Source organism: Paenibacillus sp. JT22N15, assembly GCF_059383755.1.
This window is the reverse complement of record NZ_JBXENV010000026.1, coordinates 12462-33747: the sequence shown is the minus strand read 5'-3', so window position 1 is coordinate 33747 and position 21286 is coordinate 12462. Positions and strand designations below refer to the sequence as shown.

Below are 21286 nucleotides of genomic sequence, written 5' to 3'. Positions count from 1 at the left end.
GTATAAAAGCATAACCATAAACTTTTTATTTAACCCAGGTCCATGTTGTGACATGGGCTAATTGTTGTAAGAGGTAAAGCATTAATTCATGTTAAACATAGTAAATGTAAGACGTAAGGTGGGATACATTTAGTAGGGGTGAGATAAATGAGGATAGACCTAATCCAACAAAAACTTGAGAAAATTAGTTTTTTAGAGTTGCGCTTAGAACTTAATGCTAATTGTCCCACTGTGGAGCTTATGCGTATAGTAGTTAGAAATACTGACTCGCAAAAGGGGACAGAAGTGTACAATTATGGCCAAGTGATTTTCATAAAACATTATATAACTGGAGAACAGCTCTCAGAGCTATTAGAACAGGCATCTAAGCAGGCGAGGTTTCCTCTCGAGGTACCCGGTTTTGGTGAAGTTATTGATTGTAAGTATGACCTTTCTAGAATGAATTTCGATGAAAGAAGGCTTTCCTCAGGTCAATGGGATGGTATACAAAGTAACAGGTTGCCTTCCCAGATTATTCAGAGTAGCACAGAAATAGATAATAAATTTAATCATTTGACAGATCGGCCGATGAATATAGGAGGGTTGCTGTACTTCCCAACTTTAAGGGATGCTGAGTTTTATTACCTTTATGATACCTTTGTGGAGAATAACAATTCTTTGCGTTGTTTTTTTCAATTAATTATTACTGATGAAAGAGCCTGGTTTGAGCGCATTGTAGTTAATAAATATGGATTGCAAGTACTAGTAGCAGGGGCAGAGGCGAGTGAGTGTGAACTTAAATTATTTGGAAAACGCCCTGGTATAGCCAAAATATTTGCATTATCTCAGGGCTCTACTATAGATATTCCTTTAGAAACGTTGTCTGCTGTGCTTTTTGTCTATTTGTCTTTGAATGATGAAGTACTGGACTCACGCCATATAGCCGAAGGTGCATACGTATTTGCCCCGACAGCGGGAGTTGTATTTGAACAAGATGAACGAATGAGCCTTGAAGGAGTAATAATGCTTAGGGGCGAAGGGATTCATCATGACTACAAACAAGCATATACAGAGAAAATTCCTATTACGATGTGCGCTTTTGCAAATACAGAGGGAGGCTCAGTATTTGTAGGGATTGATGATGATGGTAAAGTAGTAGGTATAAATGACGGTGACGATATACGTTTGAAAGTCGAAAACTGGTGGGAGGACAATACCATTGGGAAAGTAGAACGTAGATACATTTTTCATTCTTTAGCTGATGAAAAGAATATTGAGAGGACAGTTTTAGAAATTCTTGTTGAAGAAGCGAAAGTAAAACCGATAGCAATACGAAAGAAAAACGGACAAGAAGTTTACTATGTGCGCCGTGACGGGAGTAATCGACCAATGAGAAGGGATGATTTTGTTCATCTAGTACAATTGGCGGCTACAAATCTAAATGCAACGATAATGAATAACTCTTTATTTTAGATGAGTGTAAAGCTTCGCCTTATTGAGGTTTTACATGATTAATTCTCACAACGCTGAACTTCTACCATAAAAATTAGGGCACTCTCGCCAACATCAGGGTGTCATAAAAATTCGCTGTTATAGTGATACGGGGAACCTTACCATAAGTGAAGACGAACACTATTCTTTTAGGGGTAGTGACCTAACCATACAATTAGCCAGAATAGCTTGATGTTAATGAAGAAAACAACACTAAGTGAATAATGCGCTCGTGTTGTTTTCTTGTTTTAATATCATCCTAACTTCTATTTTATACTTGTTATTTTTAGATTGAGTTTATGTGCAGCAAAATTCTTCCTCGCCCATGTCTTGCTTCACTTTTCTCCAGTGCTTTATTAGCTTGATTTAGCGGAAATATGGAATCAATCGCTGCTTTAATCGTACCGCCCGCAATTAATTCTGTTAAGGTCTGCAGATTCGCGTATGTTGGAAATTTGGTGTTAAATTTAGCTGTAATGCCATGCTTTTGAGCGTTCTCTTGAGATGGAGCCTGCGTCAAAGAAACAAGAATCCCCCCCTTCTTCAGAACGGCCCATGATCGCTTCTCGGTCTCGCCTCCAATAGAATCGACGATTAGATCCACTTCTTGGACGACGTCTTCGAAAGCTGTCTTAGTATAATCGATGACTTGATCCGCCCCCAAAGACTTGACGAAGTCCACGTTAGAGGTGGAAGCCGTAGCGATCACGGTCGCTCCCTTCCATTTGGCCAGCTGAACGGCAAACTGTCCAACGCCGCCTGCTGCAGCATGAATAAGAACGGTTTGTCCAGGCTGGAGTTCACCTTCAGTGAACAACGCTTTCCAAGCTGTTTCCGCTCCTGCTTTAATCGTTGCTGCATCTTCAAAGGTGAGTATATCCGGCATCTTAACTACTTCCTGGACTTTCACAATGCCATATTCCGAGTAGGCTCCTCTAATACTGCCAAAAATACGATCACCAGGCTTGTAATTCGTTACACCTTGCCCTACCTCTTCGACAACTCCGGAAGCGTAAAATCCAGGAATGTAGGGAAAGGTTACAGGAAAAACTTCTTGTAGCCAACCGTTGCGGATCTTATAGTCTAGGGGAATAATCGTAGCATATACAATGCGAATGAGCACTTCATCCGTTTGTGGTTGGGGACGTTCAACCGTTTCTACCTTCAATACATTTGGACCACCATATTCATTGACCAGAACGGCTTGCATTGACTTATTTGACATGTTCATCTCTCCTTTTTCACTCATCATTTATTAAAAATTTAAAACTAAGTTTCTAAAGAAGCGGCTATTTTTTGTGCCAGAGCTACAAACTGTATTTTCTCTTCGTCATTGAGCGCTTTCGTTGTGATCTCTTCCAGCTTGCTCCAAGCCTGAACCACTCTGGGTTCAACATCACGCCCTATTTGAGTGAGCGATACGATGGTTACGCGTTTATCTTCATGGGAGCGGCTGCAGGTGACCAGCCCCGCATCTTCCAAACGACGAACGGATTTAGCTATTGTCGAGTGATCAAGGCGCAACGATCTTGAAAGACTATTCTGTGATTGGCTGTCTCGGTGCCACAATTGCATCAGTACGAGCTCCTGCCCTGGATATAGGCCTGCTTCGCGAAGCAGCTTTCCTGCATTTCTATGATGTGAACGAGCCATGCTGAATATAGAGAGGCTTACGGGAAAATGCGTTAACGAACTGATTTCATTTTCAATGGCTTCGTGATCGATGTTTTTCTTCAATAGTTTCATCCCTCTTTTTAATTGTGTGGTCGTCAACATATTTAACTAAACACAAGATAACATTAAAATATGTTGCCGTCAACATAAATAAAAAAGCTGCCATTTAGGCAGCCCGGTGATAATATGCCGATAGACTCGATAAGCTCAACCACACCATCGTCTAATAACAACAGACCATTCTGCCAACGATGAACGTCAGGTCGGATATCACGAATCCCCTTGTCCGAACAAGCTCTCGATCAGCTCCCATGTCTTCGAATGTGAAGATACATTAAAATCCTCCGCCGCCAATAACGTCAGTACGAACAAAAATCCAGCGATAACAAGCAGACTTATTTTCTGCCACCGCTTGTACATCGACATAAATCTCGGATAAATCAGCGAAATCGTAAAAATAATCATGACAACGATGGCTAGTATTTGCAGAGCTATGCGCATGGCGGGTTCTCCTGTCCTATCTTATACCTGATCAATTAAGCTTAAAGCTTCATCACCACATTTCAAAGGGAATAGGGACCTAAACCTTCCTATGAAAAATGAAGCACTCCTGCCGTTTTTAAGCCCCACCATACTTGAAAACCAAACCTCTTGTCCTGGTTATCCAATTGTGTGCCTTATTCAATGCCAACAGCCTGCCTTTGCCGGATTGATCCGACCAAAGCAGGCTGCTGCTCTTCCTATTTGGTTACGTTAACCTCCATTTGGCTGCTTTCCGTGATGCCGCTATCGTTGGATAGCTCGACGCGGTAAGTGTAACTGCCTACAGCGCGGTCCGTTATTGTCGTAGATGCGCTTTGAGCGCTCGGCGTATTTGCCGTCAGCGTCTGCGTATCAATCAGCGTACCATTTTCATACAAACGGTATTCGGTGGCGTTCGTTCCCCACCACATGTTCATCGTCACCTTGTAGCTGCCATCCCCGTCCCAGTTGTCATTGGACAGCACAGGCTGGCCGGGAAAAGCGTCCTTAACCGTTACAGTATGAGGGGTACAGCTCGTCGTACCGAAGGAATTAGTCAGCTCGCAAGTATACGTATAGGTACCGTTTGCTTTTCCGGTAATATCTACGGACGCCGACTGCGCAGACGGCGAGTTGTCCGTTAACACCTTGCTAGCAATGAGCTCCCCATTCTCATACAGCTTATATACCGTACCATTTTGCCCATACCACAGGTTCATGGTGATTTTGTAGCTGCCATCCAGCAGCCCATTGTCATGACCGTTATTGTCGGACAGCACCGGCTTGCCCGGAATATCCGTTGCCTTCTCGGCTCCTGTCACTGTAATGACGACGGTTTGCGTCGTTTGCAGCCCGGCCTCATTGACCGCTGTCGCTGTAAAGGTATGCGTTCCAGCCCGGCCAGCCATGGACAGAACGTCGCCATTTACCACTGGATCGCCGTCAAAAGAAAGCGTCAGGCTCCGAATGCCTGATTCCGGATCTTCCGCCGTTACCGCCACCGTCCAGCTGTCGGCTTCGGTCATCTGCTGCGGCGGCAAGCCTGTAATAACAGGAGGGGTTGTATCCTCTTCCTCCTGCGGCGCACCCACATACTGAATGCGCGGCATTGGCGGCTCCTCCATACCTGCACCTAGATAGAAGCTAGTGTGCGGCGGCTGATTGTAAGCTACATTTTGCCATGCAATGCCAAGGCGATATACAGGATCATGCATCAGTGTTCTAATCCGATGCTCGGTTACATCGGTCGTCGTATAAATACGAAGCTCCGAGCTGTCTGTAGAACGCCACATCACTTCCTCACGCCAGTCGCCGAATAGATCGGCCTGCAAGCTCGGATTGGCCTTCGTCGAGTTGTTCGAGGAAGCGCCAGTCGCTGTGAGCAGATTGACCGTCGTTTCATTGACATAATCCCACTTGTCGATCCGATTGCCATCCTGCAGCTCGCGCAGCAAATCGCCATCCCACCATACGCCAAAGTTAGTCGAGGAAGGGATTTTAGTCGTGATCAGCTCGCCGCGTGCATTGTACAACCCGGTGATGGGAATGTGCTGCTCATTCGTAATCGTTGCTGACCACATTTCTTCACCAATATGGTTGGGATCAATATCTGCTGACAGTCCGCGTCCGGTATCTATGCCGGTGAAGACGCCCCAAAGGATTTCTCCCATAGCCGCATCACGCATCTCCATGCCATACTTGGAATCCGTATGCTCATGCACGCCGAACACTTCCAGTCCCGGACGGGTAGGGTCCAAATCGCCAAAATGCAAAGCATCGCCATGACCAAGCCCTGTGTTGTATAGCGGCTTGCCATCATCGTCAATCGCCATCGCGCCAAACGTAATTTCATCCTTGCCATCGTTGTCTACATCGCCAATCGACAAGTTGTGGTTGCCCTGCCCGGCATAAGAGCCGTAGCCTTCGGTATTTGAATCAAATTTCCACTGCTGCGTCAGTTTTCCGTCACGGAAATTGTAGGCAGCCAACACCGTTCTTGTATAGTAGCCACGGCTGAAAATAACGCTCGGATGCTCACCGTCCAAATAGGCGACGCCCGCAAGAAACCGGTCGACTCGGTTGCCATATGCATCGCCCCATGCGCCGACATCGCCGCGCGGCGGATCATAGGCAACGGTATCCAGTGCACCGCCAGTCAAACCATTGAATACGGTCAAAAATTCCTGCCCCAGCAGCACGTAGCCGCTGCTATTGCGGTGATCGGCACTCGGATCGCCAATGACGCGGCCCAGGCCGTCAATCGTTCCATCGGCTGTTTTCATCGTTACTTCAGCGCGTCCATCTCCATCAAGATCGTAAACCATGAACTGCGTATAATGGGCACCGGAGCGGATATTTGGCCCCATATTAATGCGCCACAGCCGTGTTCCGTCCATTTTGTAGGCATCCAAGTAGACGATGCCTGTATAGCCTGCCTGCGAATTATCCTTGCTGTTGGATGGTGTCCACATGAGTACAATTTCCAGCTCGCCGTCCCCGTCAAGATCGCCAACGCTCGCATCGCCCGCATTGTACGTGTAAGGCTGGCCATCCTTTGTATAATCGTCGGCTGGCTTTTGCAGCGGAATGGACAAATACGATTGGGTCCACACGCCGAAATCGTCAGTCGCCGGCTTCTCCACGCCGTTCAGAACAGCCGTCACCTGATAAATGGAGCTGTCTGTTCCTTCCGTATCGAGCAGGTTCGTGCTGCCTGTTATCGGCTCCGCATTCACTTTGCTGCCATCGCGGTACACATTAAAGGCTATGGATGATGGATCAAGCCCAAGCATTCTCCAGCCAATGTAGTTGCCTTCAGCCTTCTTCACCGCAACCGGAGCACGGTCCAAATACTCCATATTGCGATACAAAGTCGTTACGGCAGACGTCTCCAAGCTTTGGGACAGCTCGGAAATGCCGCCCGCATTCACAGATGCAGCCTTATAATAGTAAGGAATCGTCGTCAACACCGTTGTGTCCGTATAGGCGGCTTCCGCAGACTTGCCAATTAGCGTGTAATCGCCATCCACCTTGGTTGCCCGGTAAATATAGAACACTTTCGCATTGCTGACCGCATCCCAGCGGAATGTCAGGTCATTTTTATTCGTTTCCACAAGCGTGAGGCCTGTCGGAATGGCTGCCGTTGGCACATTTGGATCAACCATCGACACAGCAAGCGCATTGGAGGCCACCGACTCAAGCCCCGTATGGTCAACGGCTGTCACCGTATACACATAATCCAGACCGACATCAGCTGTCGTATCGGCAAAGCTACGCGCTGCCGTCTCGGTCAAAAGCTCTGCACTAGTGGCTACAGCAGCCTGACGGTAGACGCGGTAGGCCGATGCGCCTTCCACAGCGTTCCATGCCAGGGCAGCCGTTACAGGCTCGTTCTCAAGCTCCAGTTCCGTCAGCGCTAGACCTGTCGGTGCCAGCAGCAGCGGCGTAATTTCCAGACCATTCAAATGAGCCGTTTGGCCGCTGAATACGAGGTTCATTTGACCATCCTTCACGGCAATCTGATTGAATACCCGCTCGGCAATAGACTCCTTGCCGGACGTAATCGTGCCGTAATCCTTCCCTTCAATATTGACATTGGTCCGTGTCGAGCCAATCCAATCGCCCGTATACGTTTTGACCGAATAGGAACCGTTCGGCAAATCGACCTTGAACTCATAGCTGGCATTGAAATAAGCCACAAAATCGCGTCTCAGGTCGTCCGTTCCCGCCCCCCGGTCGCGGTCAATCATGCCTGTGCTGTTCGTCAGCCCATAGCCGAGCTCAGGTGTATACAGCACATTGCGCGTAACTTCGGTGTATCCAGCTGCAACTGGTGCTCCTACCGGACCGAAATCAAAACGGTACTGCGCCGATTTGGTCGTGATCGATACTTCGCTGGATGGAAGCGATTCGCCGCGGCCATTAACAGCCGTTACCCGTACGGTATAAGACTTTCCTTCCAGCATTCCGCCAATGGTCAGGGTTGGCACCGTCGCTGTGCCAATCATGGCGTAAGCCGATTCCGGCTCGGAAGCCAGCTTGCGGTAAATTTTATAAATATCGGTGTTGTCCGAAGCGCTCCACTTCAGCACTGCACCGGCGTTGCTGACACTGCCTGCAACTAGATTAGCTGGTGCATCAGGCACAGCATCAGGCTGTGCAATTTCGCGGACAAAATCCGCCAGCGGCACCGGAAGCTGTTCAATGCCGCCTGCCAGCAGACGAGCGATTTGAATGGCCCCGTATTCCTGGAAATGCGTATTGTCCGCAGAACCATTCGGGAAGGCCCCATAAATGCCTGGCTCCACATGAAGGAATACAGACAAGGAAGCTTGCGGGCCAATGGAGTTGTAGTAGGCGATACTGAGCGCACTCAGGTCAACCAGCTCCACATTCAGCTCGGCAGCTACCTCTTTCATGGCCTGCACATACTCTGGAAAGCTAATATTAAAAATGCCTGTGTCCGCATTGAAATCACGGCGGCCCATCGGCGTTACGAGAATCGGCGTCGCGCCGCGCTGTCTGGCACCATTAACGTAGGTTTTCAAATAGTTTTTGTAATCGGCTGGCGAAGCATAGCGCTCAGGAACACTAATCGTCGCATCATTGTGGCCGAATTGGACAAGGAAATAGTCCCCCGGACGAATCGTCCGCAGCACTTCATCCAGACGGCCCTCTACAATAAAGGATTTGGAGCTGCGGCCGCCAATGGCATGATTTTTGAAAATAACATCATTGCTGAAGAAGCGCGGCAGCATTTGGCCCCAGCCAGCCTGTGGCTCCCAATAGGGATCATAGGTTTGAACGGTAGAATCGCCCGCGAGATATACGGCCTGCCGCTCTCCAGGCTGACGCTCCTGCTGTTTCTTGATGACAAGCGCGTTCAGTTTGGGCGCGGACCCCGTAAATGCAAGATTGAGCTGCCCATCCACAAGCGCCAGCTGAAAGTCCATCTCCAGATATTGGCCAGCTGCTTTGCTAGTCAGCTGTACCTTCTGAATGGTTTCGGCCTTGATCGCGATTTCGGATGCTTCGGTCGCATCACCCGCAATGAGTGAAATCGTATAGTCGCCATTAGGCAGATCGACGTTAAAAACCCCATTATTCGGTGTAACAAAATCCGAGCGCAGCGGATCAGCTGTGCCACGGTTGCCTGAGCCGATATTCGAAATATCAGTAAAGCCGTATTTGAGCGCAGATGTATAGGCGGTCTCGGCTGTTACACGGACATAGCCGTCAGCAAGCTCGCCCGATCCAAAATCGAAGCGAATGGTATCGCCTTCCGGCAGTGTAGTAGGCGGCACATAGACAGCGCTCTCCACAACCGCGGAAGCTTCCGATTCCCCGTGCACGTTAGTAGCTTTCACAGTGTAAAATTGCGCCACAGACGTGTCGACGCCCGTATCCGTATAGGCAGGAACCGTCGTTTGGCCGATTTCTACAAACGGCCCTGCTGCCGCATCGGCACGCAGCACCTTATAGCCTTCCGCTCCCTCGACAACCGTCCAGCCCAGCACAACCGCCGAAGCTTGCACGGCGCTGATGCTGACTTGGCTCGGCGCGGCTGGAGCCGTAAGCGCCGGTATCGTTATCGCAGCGGTAGGGGCGCTTAAGACCGACTCCAGTCCAGCTGTACTGACGGCAGCGACGAAGTAGCTATAGCTGCTCCCTTCTGCAACGGCCGTATCCACATAGGAGGCAGCTGCCGTTTCACCTGCAAGGACAGGAGCGGCAGCGCCCTCCGAGCGATAGAGCTTGTAACGAGCCGCACCGGTAACCGGATTCCACGCGAGCGTCACATCCTGAGGCGTCACGCGTGTCACGGCAAGCCCGCCCGGCGCCTCAGGAGCAGCAGCTACTACCTGCTCAATGACGATGCCGTTCAAATAAGCGTAGCCCGTAGTCGCCGAAATATCGACCGTCAGCTGCCCGTCATTTACCGTGGTCCGGTACGTGCCATGAACGACCGCCTGACGTGTAGAAAGCGTTCCGGCAGCGACTCCCTCCAAGGCAATATTTGTTTTAGTCGAGCTTGTGCCCGTCAGTAAATCGCCCGAATACACGGTGACATCATATTCGCCATTAGGCAAATCCGCATAAAACGAAAACGAGGTTCCGAGGACAAAATCATTCGTCAGCTCATCTCCGCCGGAGCGGTTCCGGGATGCCAACGCGGCGCTCAGCCCGTAACCAGCCTCAGCCGTATACAGCTGCGATTCGCTTACGCCGATAAAGCCTTCCTTGACAGGACTTGAGGCTGTGCCAAAGTCGAATTTCTTCACAAGCTGTTCTACTGTGCTTGCGTAGGCCGTCTGCGATCCAAGCGGCAGCCCCTGCAAAATAGTGGTCCATAAAACCGCTGCGGCAAGCAGCAGAAACATTAGCCTTTTTTTACTTCTTAACATATAAAAAAATTCCCCCCATTTTCTCAATTGAAATGTTCATTCATTGCAACAAGGTTCGACTTGCGGGTAAACTGCGTATCCGTTTTTTAGCCTCAATATTAAGTAAGCGTTTACAAAATACCGCATCCTGCTGTACGATCCTAAGCTGTCTGTTCGTTATGAGGCCATCATCCCTCCCTGCTTCTATGTTTAATGGCTATGGCAATTAGTTGAATACGCTTTCAAATAGATACTAACGTTGTTTTTTGTGAAATAATAGCAAAAAAACCGTCTTTTTTGATTAAAAATCCGGTTTTCATAGCAAAGCTGCCGCCGAAGCAGCAGCCTCTGAGTATGTTGGAGCTTTTTAATAATGCCTATGCTGCTAAATGAGAGCCAACTAGATTTTGCTGCTTTCCTTCAGCTATAGACCGGATAAACAATGCCAATATCCAGCTCTTTTTCTAAACGCCCCTCTGTATAACGAAGCTGTTCATTCCCCTTAATCTCCAAAGCGAGCTCCGCTCCATCGTAGTGGACAACTCCATTAATCGTCCTAACGCTCATGCCGATCAAGCGGCTCAGCCTGCCTGCTCGATCCGTAACGGCGCGAATGCCGAACGGGAAACGCATATGCTCCTTCCCATCTAAATAAATGACAGACTCCTCCCGAGTATTGAGCAGCTCAAACGTCGAGCCATCCACGGTTCTGCTGTAGGCTGTGCTTCCGCCTGCCGGCTCATCGCCATGATCCATCGCATAAGGCAGCAGCCCCGTAAACCACAGCGTTCCATCTGGCGCAGGCAATATACCACATAATCGCTCTACATAATCCAGCACGCTCAGTATCGCTGGCGAATACGTTTCCGTATAGCCCTCCACCCCCGTCCATGGGCTAAGCGCTTGTGAAAACCGCGTCATATTGGCCATTGCCGACACAAGCGGATACATAACCCAGGTCAGCTCTACATAACGCTGATGCTTCTCGAACGCATGGGCAGCGCGAATAATGCTAAGAAAGTTAGTCGGCCCGCCCCAGCTGTTATAGCTGGAAAACGGATCAAAACGCGGATCATCCATCGCCATCGACGTAAACGGAAATTTAGCAAAAAACTTGCTCGTATTGAGCAGATAGCGCCTTAGCATCGTATCAAAAAAACGGCGGTCGCCCACCTCGCAGGCCATAACCCGCAGCAGCACGTCCGACTGCACCTTTACCAGCTCATTTTGACGGTCGCGATCATAGAAGAAATGATCCGCTTCGTCAAAGCAATATTCGAACAGGCTTGCAAGCGAGGCCTCCGCCTTCCGCTTCCATTGCTCGGAGGGCAGCCCCAACTCCTCCGCTATTAACGCCAAATACTGCCGCTGGCAATATACATTAGCTGTTAGGTCTGGAGCCAAAAATGGCAAAATCGGAGAATCCGGCTGACAATGTGCCGCATCCCCCAAATGCGGCGTATCCGGCACATGCCAGAAGCGGGGCGACAAATCATGGCCCGTATCGAATGTACTGAACGCTTCTACACAGCCCGTCCCTCTCGTATCGCGGTGAGCCGCCAGCCAGTCGTCATAACGAGACATAGCGTCATACATCGTTTGTAAAAAAGCCTTGTCCCGCCCATGCAGCGCATAATGGTTCCAAACGCTGCGGGCGAGCGGCGTCACCAGCTGAATTTGCCGGTAAGACGGTCCATTCTCCGTTATTTTGTACGGAAATAGGCCATCCTCCCGCTGAAACGCGGCAAAGGAGAGATACGTTGTCTCCGATACAGATGGAATAAACCGGGACAACAGCTCTGCGTTTATCGTCCCTGTACTTTCCAGCCAGCAGCCTAAGTAGACGCCGCCCTCATGCAAAATCGGCTCCGGATTGCCGCCCGTCGGCACGATGCAATCCAGCAAGCGGCGCATGGCCTCCTCATGTACGCCTTCCAGCCGCCCTTCGGCTGCAGCAAATTTTACTCCGCCAGCTTCCCACTCGCTTATTAACGATTGATCGGAGGCTTTGCTCCCCTGCCCCCATATATGCTTTGCAGACTTGCTCCTAAGCCGTTCCAGCAGTTTTTCTTCCATTAATTTCGCCCCGCTTTCTACTAAAATGAACGATTTCAATTGGCACCTGCTAGGTTAAAATACGCGAGCACACTCGCATGCCGACCTTAGCCCCTTCTCCGCCCTTATCGGCTCTGACAACAGCAGGCTGCCTGACGGCAGCCCGAATGAACCTATTTATATTCCAATTAGCAGGTTAGCGCGGCCTTCACCTTTGCATTTCTCTTTGCTTTCGCCTTTGCCTTTTCTCCGCCTATAAGCTTCATTGCCTATTGATTTTTCGCAAAAATTTGCAGCGTGCCGTTGTAAAAATCGGCAACTGCCTGCTCTACCTTTTTACGGCCAAAACCGATTTCCTGAACCGTCGTCTCCGCCAGCTTGGAAAACTCCGCGAAGCCCGGAGGATTGTAGCTGACTGCGAAAGGCTCCGTTTTTGTCGCTTCCGAAACGCGGCTCGTATAATCATAAACGATACGGTCCGCGTCGCTCGCTTCGGCCTGCAGCGCCTCCCGATTTTTGGACGTAACCGGAACGCCGCGGTCATTGCCGAGCACCTTGGCTGCCTCTGGATCATTAATGAAGAAGTTGATCAGCATCGCCACTTCCTTCGGATGCTCTGTTTTTGCATAGCCCGACAGCCCTTGGCTCGACTCGAATACGACACCCGTTCCCTTCGCCCCCCTAGGCAGCTGCACCATCGTGAGCTTATCCTCCGTCAGCCCTTGATACGCTGCAAACTGGTTGGATGGTATAAGGCTCATCGCCACCTTGCCCGTGATGATTAACGATTTGCTAGGATCGCTCGGCGGATTCGATACGGCAAGCTCCGGCGTCACGACGCCGCCTCCCGCCGTTGTCGCTTCCCAGTATTTAAACCAGCTCAGCGCCTGCTCTTCTGTAAAGCCTGGCTTGCCTTCTGCCATGTTGTACAGCTGCGCGCCATTTTGCTTAAGCGCAATATCCATGCCATCTACCGTATAATTATAGGTACCATATACGCCATCGCCGAGCTTTTCAGACAGCTCCTTGCTAATGGCGGCGTAGTCGTCCCAGCTCCATCCATCCTGAGGCACCGCAATGCCTGCTTTCTCGAACAGCTTCGTATTAATCAGGATGCCTCTCGCATTCGCGCCAGCAGATATATGCAGCAGCTTGCCTCCCAGCGTACCATACTCCACCATCGACTCATCCATATCCGTCAAATCGAGCTCTTTGCCTACATACGGGTCAAGCTCCAGCAAAACCCCTTTATTGGCATAATCGACAACGTTGCCGCCGAGGAAAAAAACATCCGCCGGCGTACCCGATGCGAGCTGGGTATTCAGCTTGTCAAAATAACCGGATGAAGGCGCGAACTCGCCCTGTACCTTGATGTTTGGATTTTTTTTCTGGAATAGTTCCAGCACCTGATTTGTACGGTCAGCCCGCCCTTGGTCTCCCCACCACATGATGCGCAGCTCTACCTGCTCCTGGCCTGTACTGCCGCTGCCAGCGCTTGCACCATTGCCCTCTCCATTATTGCCAGATGCTGCTCCTCCTGCTCCCGTACCTCCCGAGCATGCCGTTACAATTACCATTAATGCTGCCAGCATTGAAAATAGAATACGCCGCTTCATGCCAATCTCCCCCATTTTCGTTAATTTTGTTTGAGTAAAACGCTTACAACGCCATCTTACTTTAAACCTTAGCCTCAGCGCCTTTCATTATTTCGGCAGTTCATTTGCAATTTTTTCGGATCGCGTTATTGCCATATCGCTGACTCGCCGATTGCTAGCCATGAGGCCGCTATTTCAAGCCTGTCGTTGCAATCCCCTCCAGAAAATAACGCTGGAACGTCAGGAAAACCGCCGTAATGGGAAGCAGCGACAGCGCAGACATTGCGAGCAGCGCACCCCAATCCGAGGAGCCCGATGGGTCGAACAGCGCCCGAATGCCCAGCTGCACCGTGAACAGCCGAATATCGCTCAAATAAATCATTTGGCTGAAAAAATCATCCCATGTCCATATAAACGTAAAGATGGCCGTCGTAATCAGCGCCGGGACCAGCAGCGGAAGAATGATGCGGAAATAAATTTGTTTTGGGCTGCATCCGTCAATCGTTGCGCTTTCGTCAAGCTCGCGTGGAATGCCCCGGATAAACTGGACCATGAGCAAAATAAAAAACGAATCCGTCGCCAGCCATTTTGGCAGCACCAGCGGGTAATACGTATTAATCCAGTGCAGCTCGTTGAAAATGACGTATTGCGGTACCAGCGTAACATGATAGGGCAGCATAATCGTAACCAGCATCAGCGAAAACCATAGCTTGCTGAACTTAAAGGTTAATCTAGCAAAAGCAAAAGCAGCAAGCGAGCAGGTTATGGCATTTCCAAGCACGCTCGTGAGCGATATCGCAAAAGAGTTGGCGAAAAAACGGCTGAAGCTGATGCCTTGGAAGCCGCGCCAGCCATTCACGTAATTTTCCAGCGTAAACGAGCTTGGCCAGATGCCCGGATCGGAAAAGATCAGCTGGTTCGGCTTGAAGGAGCTGCTGATCAGCCATAGAACGGGGTAGATCATCAGCAGGCCCATGACGATGATCGGCACATGCCTCAGTACTTGCCCATATTTCATGCGGTTTGTCATCCTTTGCCCTTACCTCCCGTCCTTGTTGTCTCCATAAAACACCCAGTATTTCGAGGTCACGAATATAATCGCCGTCAACGCTCCAATAATGAGCAGCATAATCCAGGCGAGCGCCGAGGCGTAGCCCATATCGAAGAAGGAGAAGCCCTTCAAATACAAATACAGCGTATAAAACATCGTCGCATCAAGCGGGCCGCCGCGGCCGTCACCGATGACGAAAGCCGGTGTAAACGCCTGAAACGAATGAATGACGCTCATAATGAGGTTGAAAAAGATAACCGGCGTCAAAATCGGCAGCGTAATGCTGACGAACTGATTCCACTTCCTCGCCCCGTCCACCTGGGAAGCTTCGTAAAGATCGGCGGGAATTTGCTTTAGCCCCGCTAGAAAAATGACCATCGCCGAGCCGAACTGCCACACCGACAGCGTAACAATCGTATATACAATATAATCTGGATGGGCAATCCAGGATGGGCCTTTGATGCCGAGCCAAGCGAGCGCCTTGTTTACAGCACCAGTACCGTCGAATATTTGCCGCCATACGATAGCGATAGCAACGCTCCCACCAAGCAAGGACGGGATATAATAAATCGTCCGGTAAATTCCCAGTGCCCGGATGCCCTTATTGAGCGCGACTGCTACAAGCAGTGCAAAAGCCAGCCTGAGCGGCACGGAAATGAATACATACTTGAAGGTTAGCCATAACGAGCCCATAAACGTGCTGTCATTCGTAAAAATTTGTACGTAGTTATCCATCCCAATCCATGATGGCGGAGACAGCAAATTGTACTTGGTCATGGACAGGTACAGCGAGCCAAGCATCGGTCCAGCCGTCATGCAGAAAAAGCCAATCAGCCACGGCAGCAGAAACAAATAAGCGGTTTGGTTCTGCTCGCGGGCCAGTGTTTTGCGGGAAACGCCCATGGCAAAAATCCCTCCTAATGATTGATGTACGCAAGCAAGCTGCACTCGTACACCAATCATACGCAGGAATAGGATTCGGCAACATATCATTTCTTCGGGAGTTCGTTATCACTTTTTTCAGATAGGCGCTGGCGAAATTCGGACGGTGTCAGGCCATACATTCTTTTAAACTTGGAGCTGAAATAGCTCGCATTGGAAAAGCCGGACAGCTCGGAAATATCCCATAGGCTGAGCCCCGTTTCCTCCAGCAGCCGGGTCGCATGCCCCATGCGGACGTCAGTCAAATAATGAATAAACGTTTTTCCCGACTTCGCTTTAAACAGCTCCGAGAAGTAGGACGAATTATAATTGAATCGTTCAGCGAGCATCGTTAAATTCAAGTCATACATGTAGTTTTCTGCGATATATTGCCTGGAAGCCTCCAGAACCGTATCAACAGCGCCCTCTTCCGCCCCTTGCAGCTTGTCATGAATAGCCGCGGCTAGCTTCATCAAAAATTGGCAGGCTTTCTCCGCTGTGCTAAGGTTGAGCGCCATTTCCGGACGCAGCCAAAGCTGCTCGCCTCCCGTTAACGGCACACGAGCTTCATGCGCCTGCGCCTCCAAGACGAGATTGAACTGAAAAATCGCCTTCACGAACCGGGTGCGCGATACGCTAAGCGCCTCCTTCAGCTCGCGCTCTATCATTTTGACGAGCTGCTCCATTTCTCCCCGTTCCAGCAGCCGCCGGATCAAATCGACCGTCTCCTTCGGAAGCAGAAACGGCTCCTCCGCTGCCCATTCGCCTTGGCGAGCTTGCGCCTCCGCCAAATTCCAGGCGACGAGCGAGGACATGCAGCCCTCCTTCCACTGCTTAAAGCCTTTAACAGCATTTCCTATGCCGATGGAGGGCACGAATCCGAGATGCCCGTACACCATATCGCGCAGATTCTGCTCAAATTCAGCTGGCTTCTCCTCTCCATCCAGCAAAGCGATATGCATTAAGCCGTGATAATGCTCGTCTCGAACGACTTGCACCGAGCCGGTGGAGCCATCCGCCAGTTCCCGGCAAATTAATTCGAACGGCAGGCTGAATTGCTCAGGCCTACGGTTCGACTGCCAATCTATCTGATCCGTTTGGCCAGTCTGGTCTGACTGGTCTGCTTGGTCTGACTGGTCCGTCTGGCCTTTCCGTTCGGCTGGGTCTGTCTGGTTCATCTGTTCCTTCTGACTCTTCAATCCAACCTGCTCCGCTTGATTCGGCTGAACCTTCTGACTCTTCTGTCCAGCCTGCCCCGACTGATTCAGCTGATTCAACTGCTGCCCACGCTGCTCTAATCCTGCTGTTATAAATCTGACCGTCCGCTCTCCCCATTCCTCCAGCTGAAACAGCTTTGCCCGCTCCATTAGCGCTTCCTCACGCCCTGCTTCGCCCCGGATGAGATAGCGCAGAAAATGCTCCTTCATTTCCCGATAATACTGGGTCAGACGCCATTTCATATCCTCGGACTGCCGATGGCTCTCCTGCTCCCTATCGAGCTCCCCTCTGACCTTCAGCAGCGCCTCCGTCAGCTCATCCCGCGCAACCGGCTTGAGCAAATAATGGCGTGCCTGATGGCGGACAGCCGCATGCGCATAACTAAAATCCTCATAGCCTGTAAGGATGATCAGCCGGATTTCAGGGTACAGCCTGCGGCAATCGTCCAAAAAAGACAATCCGTCCATAACGGGCATATTCATATCTGTCATAACAACATCGAAAGCATCGCGCTCCAGCTGCTCCAGCGCCTCCATGCCATTCGCCGCCTCGCCCGCAATACATAGGCCCAGTTCCTCCCAATCTACCTTGAGCCGCAGCCCCAGCCGGATTTCCGGTTCATCGTCCACAATCAGCACCTTATACATGCTTACCCTCCTCCTGTATAGGCAGCGCCAGTACGATTAGCGCACCGCCCCAGCCGCTATCTTTAATCTGGATCTCAAACAGCTCGCCGTAATACAGCCTGCACCTTGCAATGACGTTGCTGAGGCCAATTTGACTATCTCGGCTATTCAACAGCATGTCCATTCGAGCAGCGGCCGAGCGTTCCGCAAGCTGGCGCTTCATGTCGTCAGGAATGCCCTGGCCATTGTCCGCAATGCTCAGAACGATGCGCCCCTCACTCCTGCTGACCACAATTTCCACCCAGGCTTCCGGCTGATGCTGAAAGCTGTATTTGACGGCATTTTCGATTAGCGGCTGCAAAATAAACTTAATAATCGTCAGATGCGCAAGCTCGCCTTCTTCCTTCAACGTCAAGCTCAGCCGTTCGCCAAAACGGATTTGCAAAATCTCCACGTAATCCTTCACGTATTTCAGTTCTTCGCGCAGCGGCACCACATCGTCGCTCATTCGCAGCGAGAATCGCATCATTTTGCCGAGCGACTCGATGACCTGCACCGTATCGTCGGTGCGCTTCTGCATGGCGAGGCTGCTCATCAGCTCCAGCGTATTGAACAAAAAATGCGGATTGATCTGCATCAGCAGCGCCTTGTATTCCGCTTGCTGGCGCAGCAGCTTCAGCTCAAATTCGTTTTTGATATGCTGCCGGAGCTGGCGCACCATATTGCGGAAGGTTACCGTCGCAAAACCTACTTCGTTGCGAATGCTGATTTCTGGCGGAAGACGCAGCTCCGCCTGATTGAAATCGCCCCGCTGAACATGGCGCATAGCGGATATGAGGCGGGATAGCGGATTGGAGATGCTCTGCGACAGCCATATGGCTAGAAAGACGGATAATACGAGCAATATGGAGGCGAATAAAATAATGCTGCTGCGCAATTGGAACAGCTTTGCATACAAGTCTTGTTCCGATACGAAGCCGACAAGTATCCATCCCGTTCTTTGCAGCTTTTTAAATACGACAATATCGGTTTTCCCTTTATCCGAATCCATATAAATAACGCCTTGTTTGCGCATATCTCCGCGGATTTTCTCCATAGCAGCCTGCATGTCGGCCTGTGCCCCGGCTTCAGGCGGGGAAAGCAGCAGCTGGCCGCCTTGATCCAGCAAATAAATGGTACCGCTTTCACCAAGGTGAATCCGATTGAGCGGCTGCTGAAAATAGTCGCTGCTCACATTGATTTTCATCACCGTTCGGGCACGGCTTGGCTCAAACGTTCCGATTGGCATGAGCATGCTGACAACCGGATGCGTGTTATTGTATCGTGCCTCGACCGGGTCAATATGGCTGGCCACCCAGTGGGTTCCCGATGCTTTAAAATCGCTGTACCACTGCTGCTCAAGCAGACCCGGATCGGACACGACCTGATTGTCGCTGCTGATCCACGTGCCATCGGCGCGGTAAAAGGTCACCCGCGATACGCTCGTATAGCTGTTCATCGCCTGCGTGAGAAAGCTGCTGAGCTTAATATTCGCCAGCATTTTCTCGCCCGCCACAAGCTTCGGGTCTGTCATGGCCCCGTCCCAGTTTTTCGTCGTATCGCTATTGAACACGAGCGAGGCCAGATCGTAGATCTGCATCTGGACCATATCGACGTAAGCGCCGTACTCCTCCATTTTCTCCAGTGCCGAGGATTCGATATAAGAGCGGATAATAGAGCGTGATTCATTAAATAATATATAAGACATAGCGCCAAAAGAAAGGACGAACAGCAAAATAAAAACAGCAATTAGTCGGCTTTTTAATGAGTAAAACACAGCTAGTCCCCTTTTCTGTCAAACATCGTGCTTGATTTGCCAATATAGTAGCACAATGCTTGCTAGGTTCGCTCTTTTTTCTCTAAATCGTGAGGACAGGGGTTCCGCTATTCTGGCTTTTGAACCGATTTCGGGTCGTAAGCGGACAGGAAATCCGTTATCACCCGCATGATCCCGTCAAAATGGCCATTTGCAGCATATTAACGGCTCCTGTGTCCGCAGCCTGTGCCGTAACCCATCATTCTGATAAAATAGCTGCTACTGTGTCCGCCAAGACTAGCTCTGTGCTGGAAGTAAACTCTCAAAACGAAAAGGACAACTCTGCCTCTCGGTATGTAGGTTCACATTCATAAGGGGAGACTTTTTCGGCAGAAGAGGGCATTCAAAAATAATACCTTGACCTTGAGGTATACTTCAATCTTTATACTCTGTTTATACAAGATTTCCGGCCTGCTGGACGGAGAATACAGAAATAAATGGAGGTACTGTATAATGAAAATATTAGAGGTCATTGTCATTCTGGTTATTTTAGCGGCAGCGGGAGGCTTGTTATTCGCAAGAAAATCGAAGCGGCTCGATGCCGGGATGCTTGGAGCGGTTGTACTGGCTGTGCTCTTGCATGGAGTAATCGATCATTTCCGCATCCAGATGGTTGCTGCTTACGCTGTAGCTTTCGTTTTGATTATGGCCTTAGTCCGCCGGCTGCTGAAGCCCTATGACAATTCTATCCGTTCCAAAGCTATTATTAAAAAAAGTCTGCTCTCCCTTATCGTCATCGCACTTAGCGGATTTTCTGGATATGCGAGCACGCTGCTGCCGATTTTCACAATGCCTGAACCTAACGGCAGCTATGGCATTGGCACCATCGCACGGCAACTGACGGATGAGTCCCGCGCTGAAACGCACAGTGACGACCCGAATGACAAGCGCGAGCTGATGATCAATATATGGTATCCGGTAGATAAAAATAATACCGAAGGCGCATCGACTGAGCATTACCCTTCGGAAATTGGGGAAGCGGTCAGCCTCGTATTCGGCATACCGAAGCAAATTTTCAGCCATGTGGTTAACATTCCGACGCATGTCGTAGAAGGGGCCGAGCTATCCTCTGCTGAAGCGAGCTATCCGGTTGTCCTGTTTTCTCCTGGCATTCGCTCGACCCGCTTCCAGAGCATGACGGCAATTGAGGAACTCGTAAGCAATGGCTATATCGTCGTAGGCATGGATCATCCTTATACATCAGCGAAGGTTGATTTTCCGGATGGCCGTTCGATTTTATACGAAGCTGAGCCCGAATTTCCAACTTCAGCAGAGCTTTACGACAACAATATCAAAGAAGTCGCTATCCGTGTAACTGATACGAGTTTTGTGCTCGACACGTTGACGGCATGGAATCAGGATGACCCTGATCATAAGCTGGAGGGCAAGCTGGATCTAAACCGCGTTGGCATTTTCGGCCACTCCTATGGCGGGGCGACAACTGCGGAGACGCTGGCACAGGACAGCCGTTTTAAGGCGGGGGTTAGTTTAGAAGGCGGATTTTGGGGCGATGTAGCCCATAATGGCTTGAAGCAGCCGTTCATGTATTTGATGACAGGCGACACAGCCAAAAGCCTTGCTCCAGCGACGAAGGAGAAATCCTATGTCTATTTCGATGAGTTCGCTTCCGATTTGGATTCGGTCATGACGAAAAGCACCAATGACACGTATTACATGACTGTTGAACCCTTTATCCATCAGAGCTTTACCGATATCGCGCTGCTGTCGCCTAAGCTGTTCGCCAAAGGAGTCGACTCTGTTCACGTGGTAGATATTACCCGTTCTTATATCACAGCCTTTTTCAATCAATATTTGAAAAATGAATCGCAGCCGCTGCTGGCTGGGCCATCGCCGGACTATCCTGAGGTTGTGTTCGACAATAACTATACGAAAAAAGCTGCTGCCCAATAAACACA

13 protein-coding genes are annotated in these 21286 nt (G+C 50.2%); 3 read left to right on the top strand and 10 right to left on the bottom strand.

Annotated features, from left to right (window positions below):
* The first annotated feature begins 147 nt into the window (after nt 1-147).
* Nucleotides 148-1452 (top strand): AlbA family DNA-binding domain-containing protein, encoded by a 1305-nt coding sequence (locus AC50X8_RS31385; protein WP_494883491.1) that lies wholly within the window; start codon nt 148-150, stop codon nt 1450-1452.
* 304 nt (nt 1453-1756) lie between these two features.
* Here AC50X8_RS31385 and AC50X8_RS31380 read toward each other — a convergent pair whose 3' ends face one another.
* The 3 genes from AC50X8_RS31380 to AC50X8_RS31370 all read right to left on the bottom strand — a co-directional run bounded on the left by AC50X8_RS31380 (nt 1757) and on the right by AC50X8_RS31370 (nt 3645).
* The gene (locus tag AC50X8_RS31380; protein WP_494883489.1) at nt 1757-2719 is read right to left on the bottom strand and encodes an NADP-dependent oxidoreductase; all 963 of its coding nucleotides are present in this window, start codon (nt 2717-2719) and stop codon (nt 1757-1759) included.
* Between the two features lie 20 nt (nt 2720-2739).
* Nucleotides 2740-3246, bottom strand: coding sequence for a MarR family winged helix-turn-helix transcriptional regulator (locus AC50X8_RS31375; protein ID WP_494883487.1), 507 nt, complete (start codon nt 3244-3246; stop codon nt 2740-2742).
* Between the two features lie 168 nt (nt 3247-3414).
* Nucleotides 3415-3645, bottom strand: a complete 231-nt coding sequence (locus AC50X8_RS31370; RefSeq protein WP_056035160.1) for a hypothetical protein — start codon at nt 3643-3645, stop codon at nt 3415-3417.
* A gap of 91 nt (nt 3646-3736) precedes the next feature.
* On the opposite strand from AC50X8_RS31370, the gene AC50X8_RS31365 reads away from it, so the two are divergent.
* Nucleotides 3737-3901, top strand: a complete 165-nt coding sequence (locus AC50X8_RS31365; RefSeq protein ID WP_494883485.1) for a hypothetical protein — start codon at nt 3737-3739, stop codon at nt 3899-3901.
* Here AC50X8_RS31365 and AC50X8_RS31360 read toward each other — a convergent pair.
* The 7 genes from AC50X8_RS31360 to AC50X8_RS31330 form a co-directional block, all read right to left on the bottom strand.
* Complete coding sequence (locus AC50X8_RS31360; protein WP_494883483.1) at nt 3885-10070, bottom strand: rhamnogalacturonan lyase family protein; 6186 nt, start codon at nt 10068-10070, stop codon at nt 3885-3887. The genes AC50X8_RS31365 and AC50X8_RS31360 overlap by 17 nt on opposite strands.
* A 399-nt stretch (nt 10071-10469) precedes the next feature.
* Nucleotides 10470-12125, bottom strand: coding sequence for an MGH1-like glycoside hydrolase domain-containing protein (locus AC50X8_RS31355; RefSeq protein ID WP_494883551.1), 1656 nt, complete (start codon nt 12123-12125; stop codon nt 10470-10472).
* Nucleotides 12126-12373: 248 nt separating this feature from the next.
* Complete coding sequence (locus AC50X8_RS31350; protein WP_494883481.1) at nt 12374-13720, bottom strand: ABC transporter substrate-binding protein; 1347 nt, start codon at nt 13718-13720, stop codon at nt 12374-12376.
* 169 nt (nt 13721-13889) lie between these two features.
* Nucleotides 13890-14729, bottom strand: a complete 840-nt coding sequence (locus AC50X8_RS31345; protein ID WP_494883479.1) for a carbohydrate ABC transporter permease — start codon at nt 14727-14729, stop codon at nt 13890-13892.
* Between the two features lie 9 nt (nt 14730-14738).
* Nucleotides 14739-15653 carry a carbohydrate ABC transporter permease gene (locus tag AC50X8_RS31340; RefSeq protein ID WP_056035172.1) on the bottom strand — a complete coding sequence of 305 codons (915 nt, stop codon included), beginning with the start codon at nt 15651-15653 and terminating at the stop codon, nt 14739-14741.
* An 86-nt stretch (nt 15654-15739) separates the two neighbouring features.
* Nucleotides 15740-17536, bottom strand: coding sequence for a response regulator transcription factor (locus tag AC50X8_RS31335; protein ID WP_494883477.1), 1797 nt, complete (start codon nt 17534-17536; stop codon nt 15740-15742).
* Nucleotides 17529-19262 (bottom strand): sensor histidine kinase, encoded by a 1734-nt coding sequence (locus AC50X8_RS31330; protein ID WP_494883474.1) that lies wholly within the window; start codon nt 19260-19262, stop codon nt 17529-17531. The genes AC50X8_RS31335 and AC50X8_RS31330 overlap by 8 nt, the downstream gene beginning before the upstream one ends.
* 561 nt (nt 19263-19823) lie before the next feature.
* Between AC50X8_RS31330 and AC50X8_RS31325 the strand changes: the two genes are divergently transcribed.
* Nucleotides 19824-21281, top strand: a complete 1458-nt coding sequence (locus tag AC50X8_RS31325) for an alpha/beta hydrolase family protein (protein ID WP_494883468.1) — start codon at nt 19824-19826, stop codon at nt 21279-21281.
* The last annotated feature ends 5 nt before the right edge of the window (nt 21282-21286 follow it).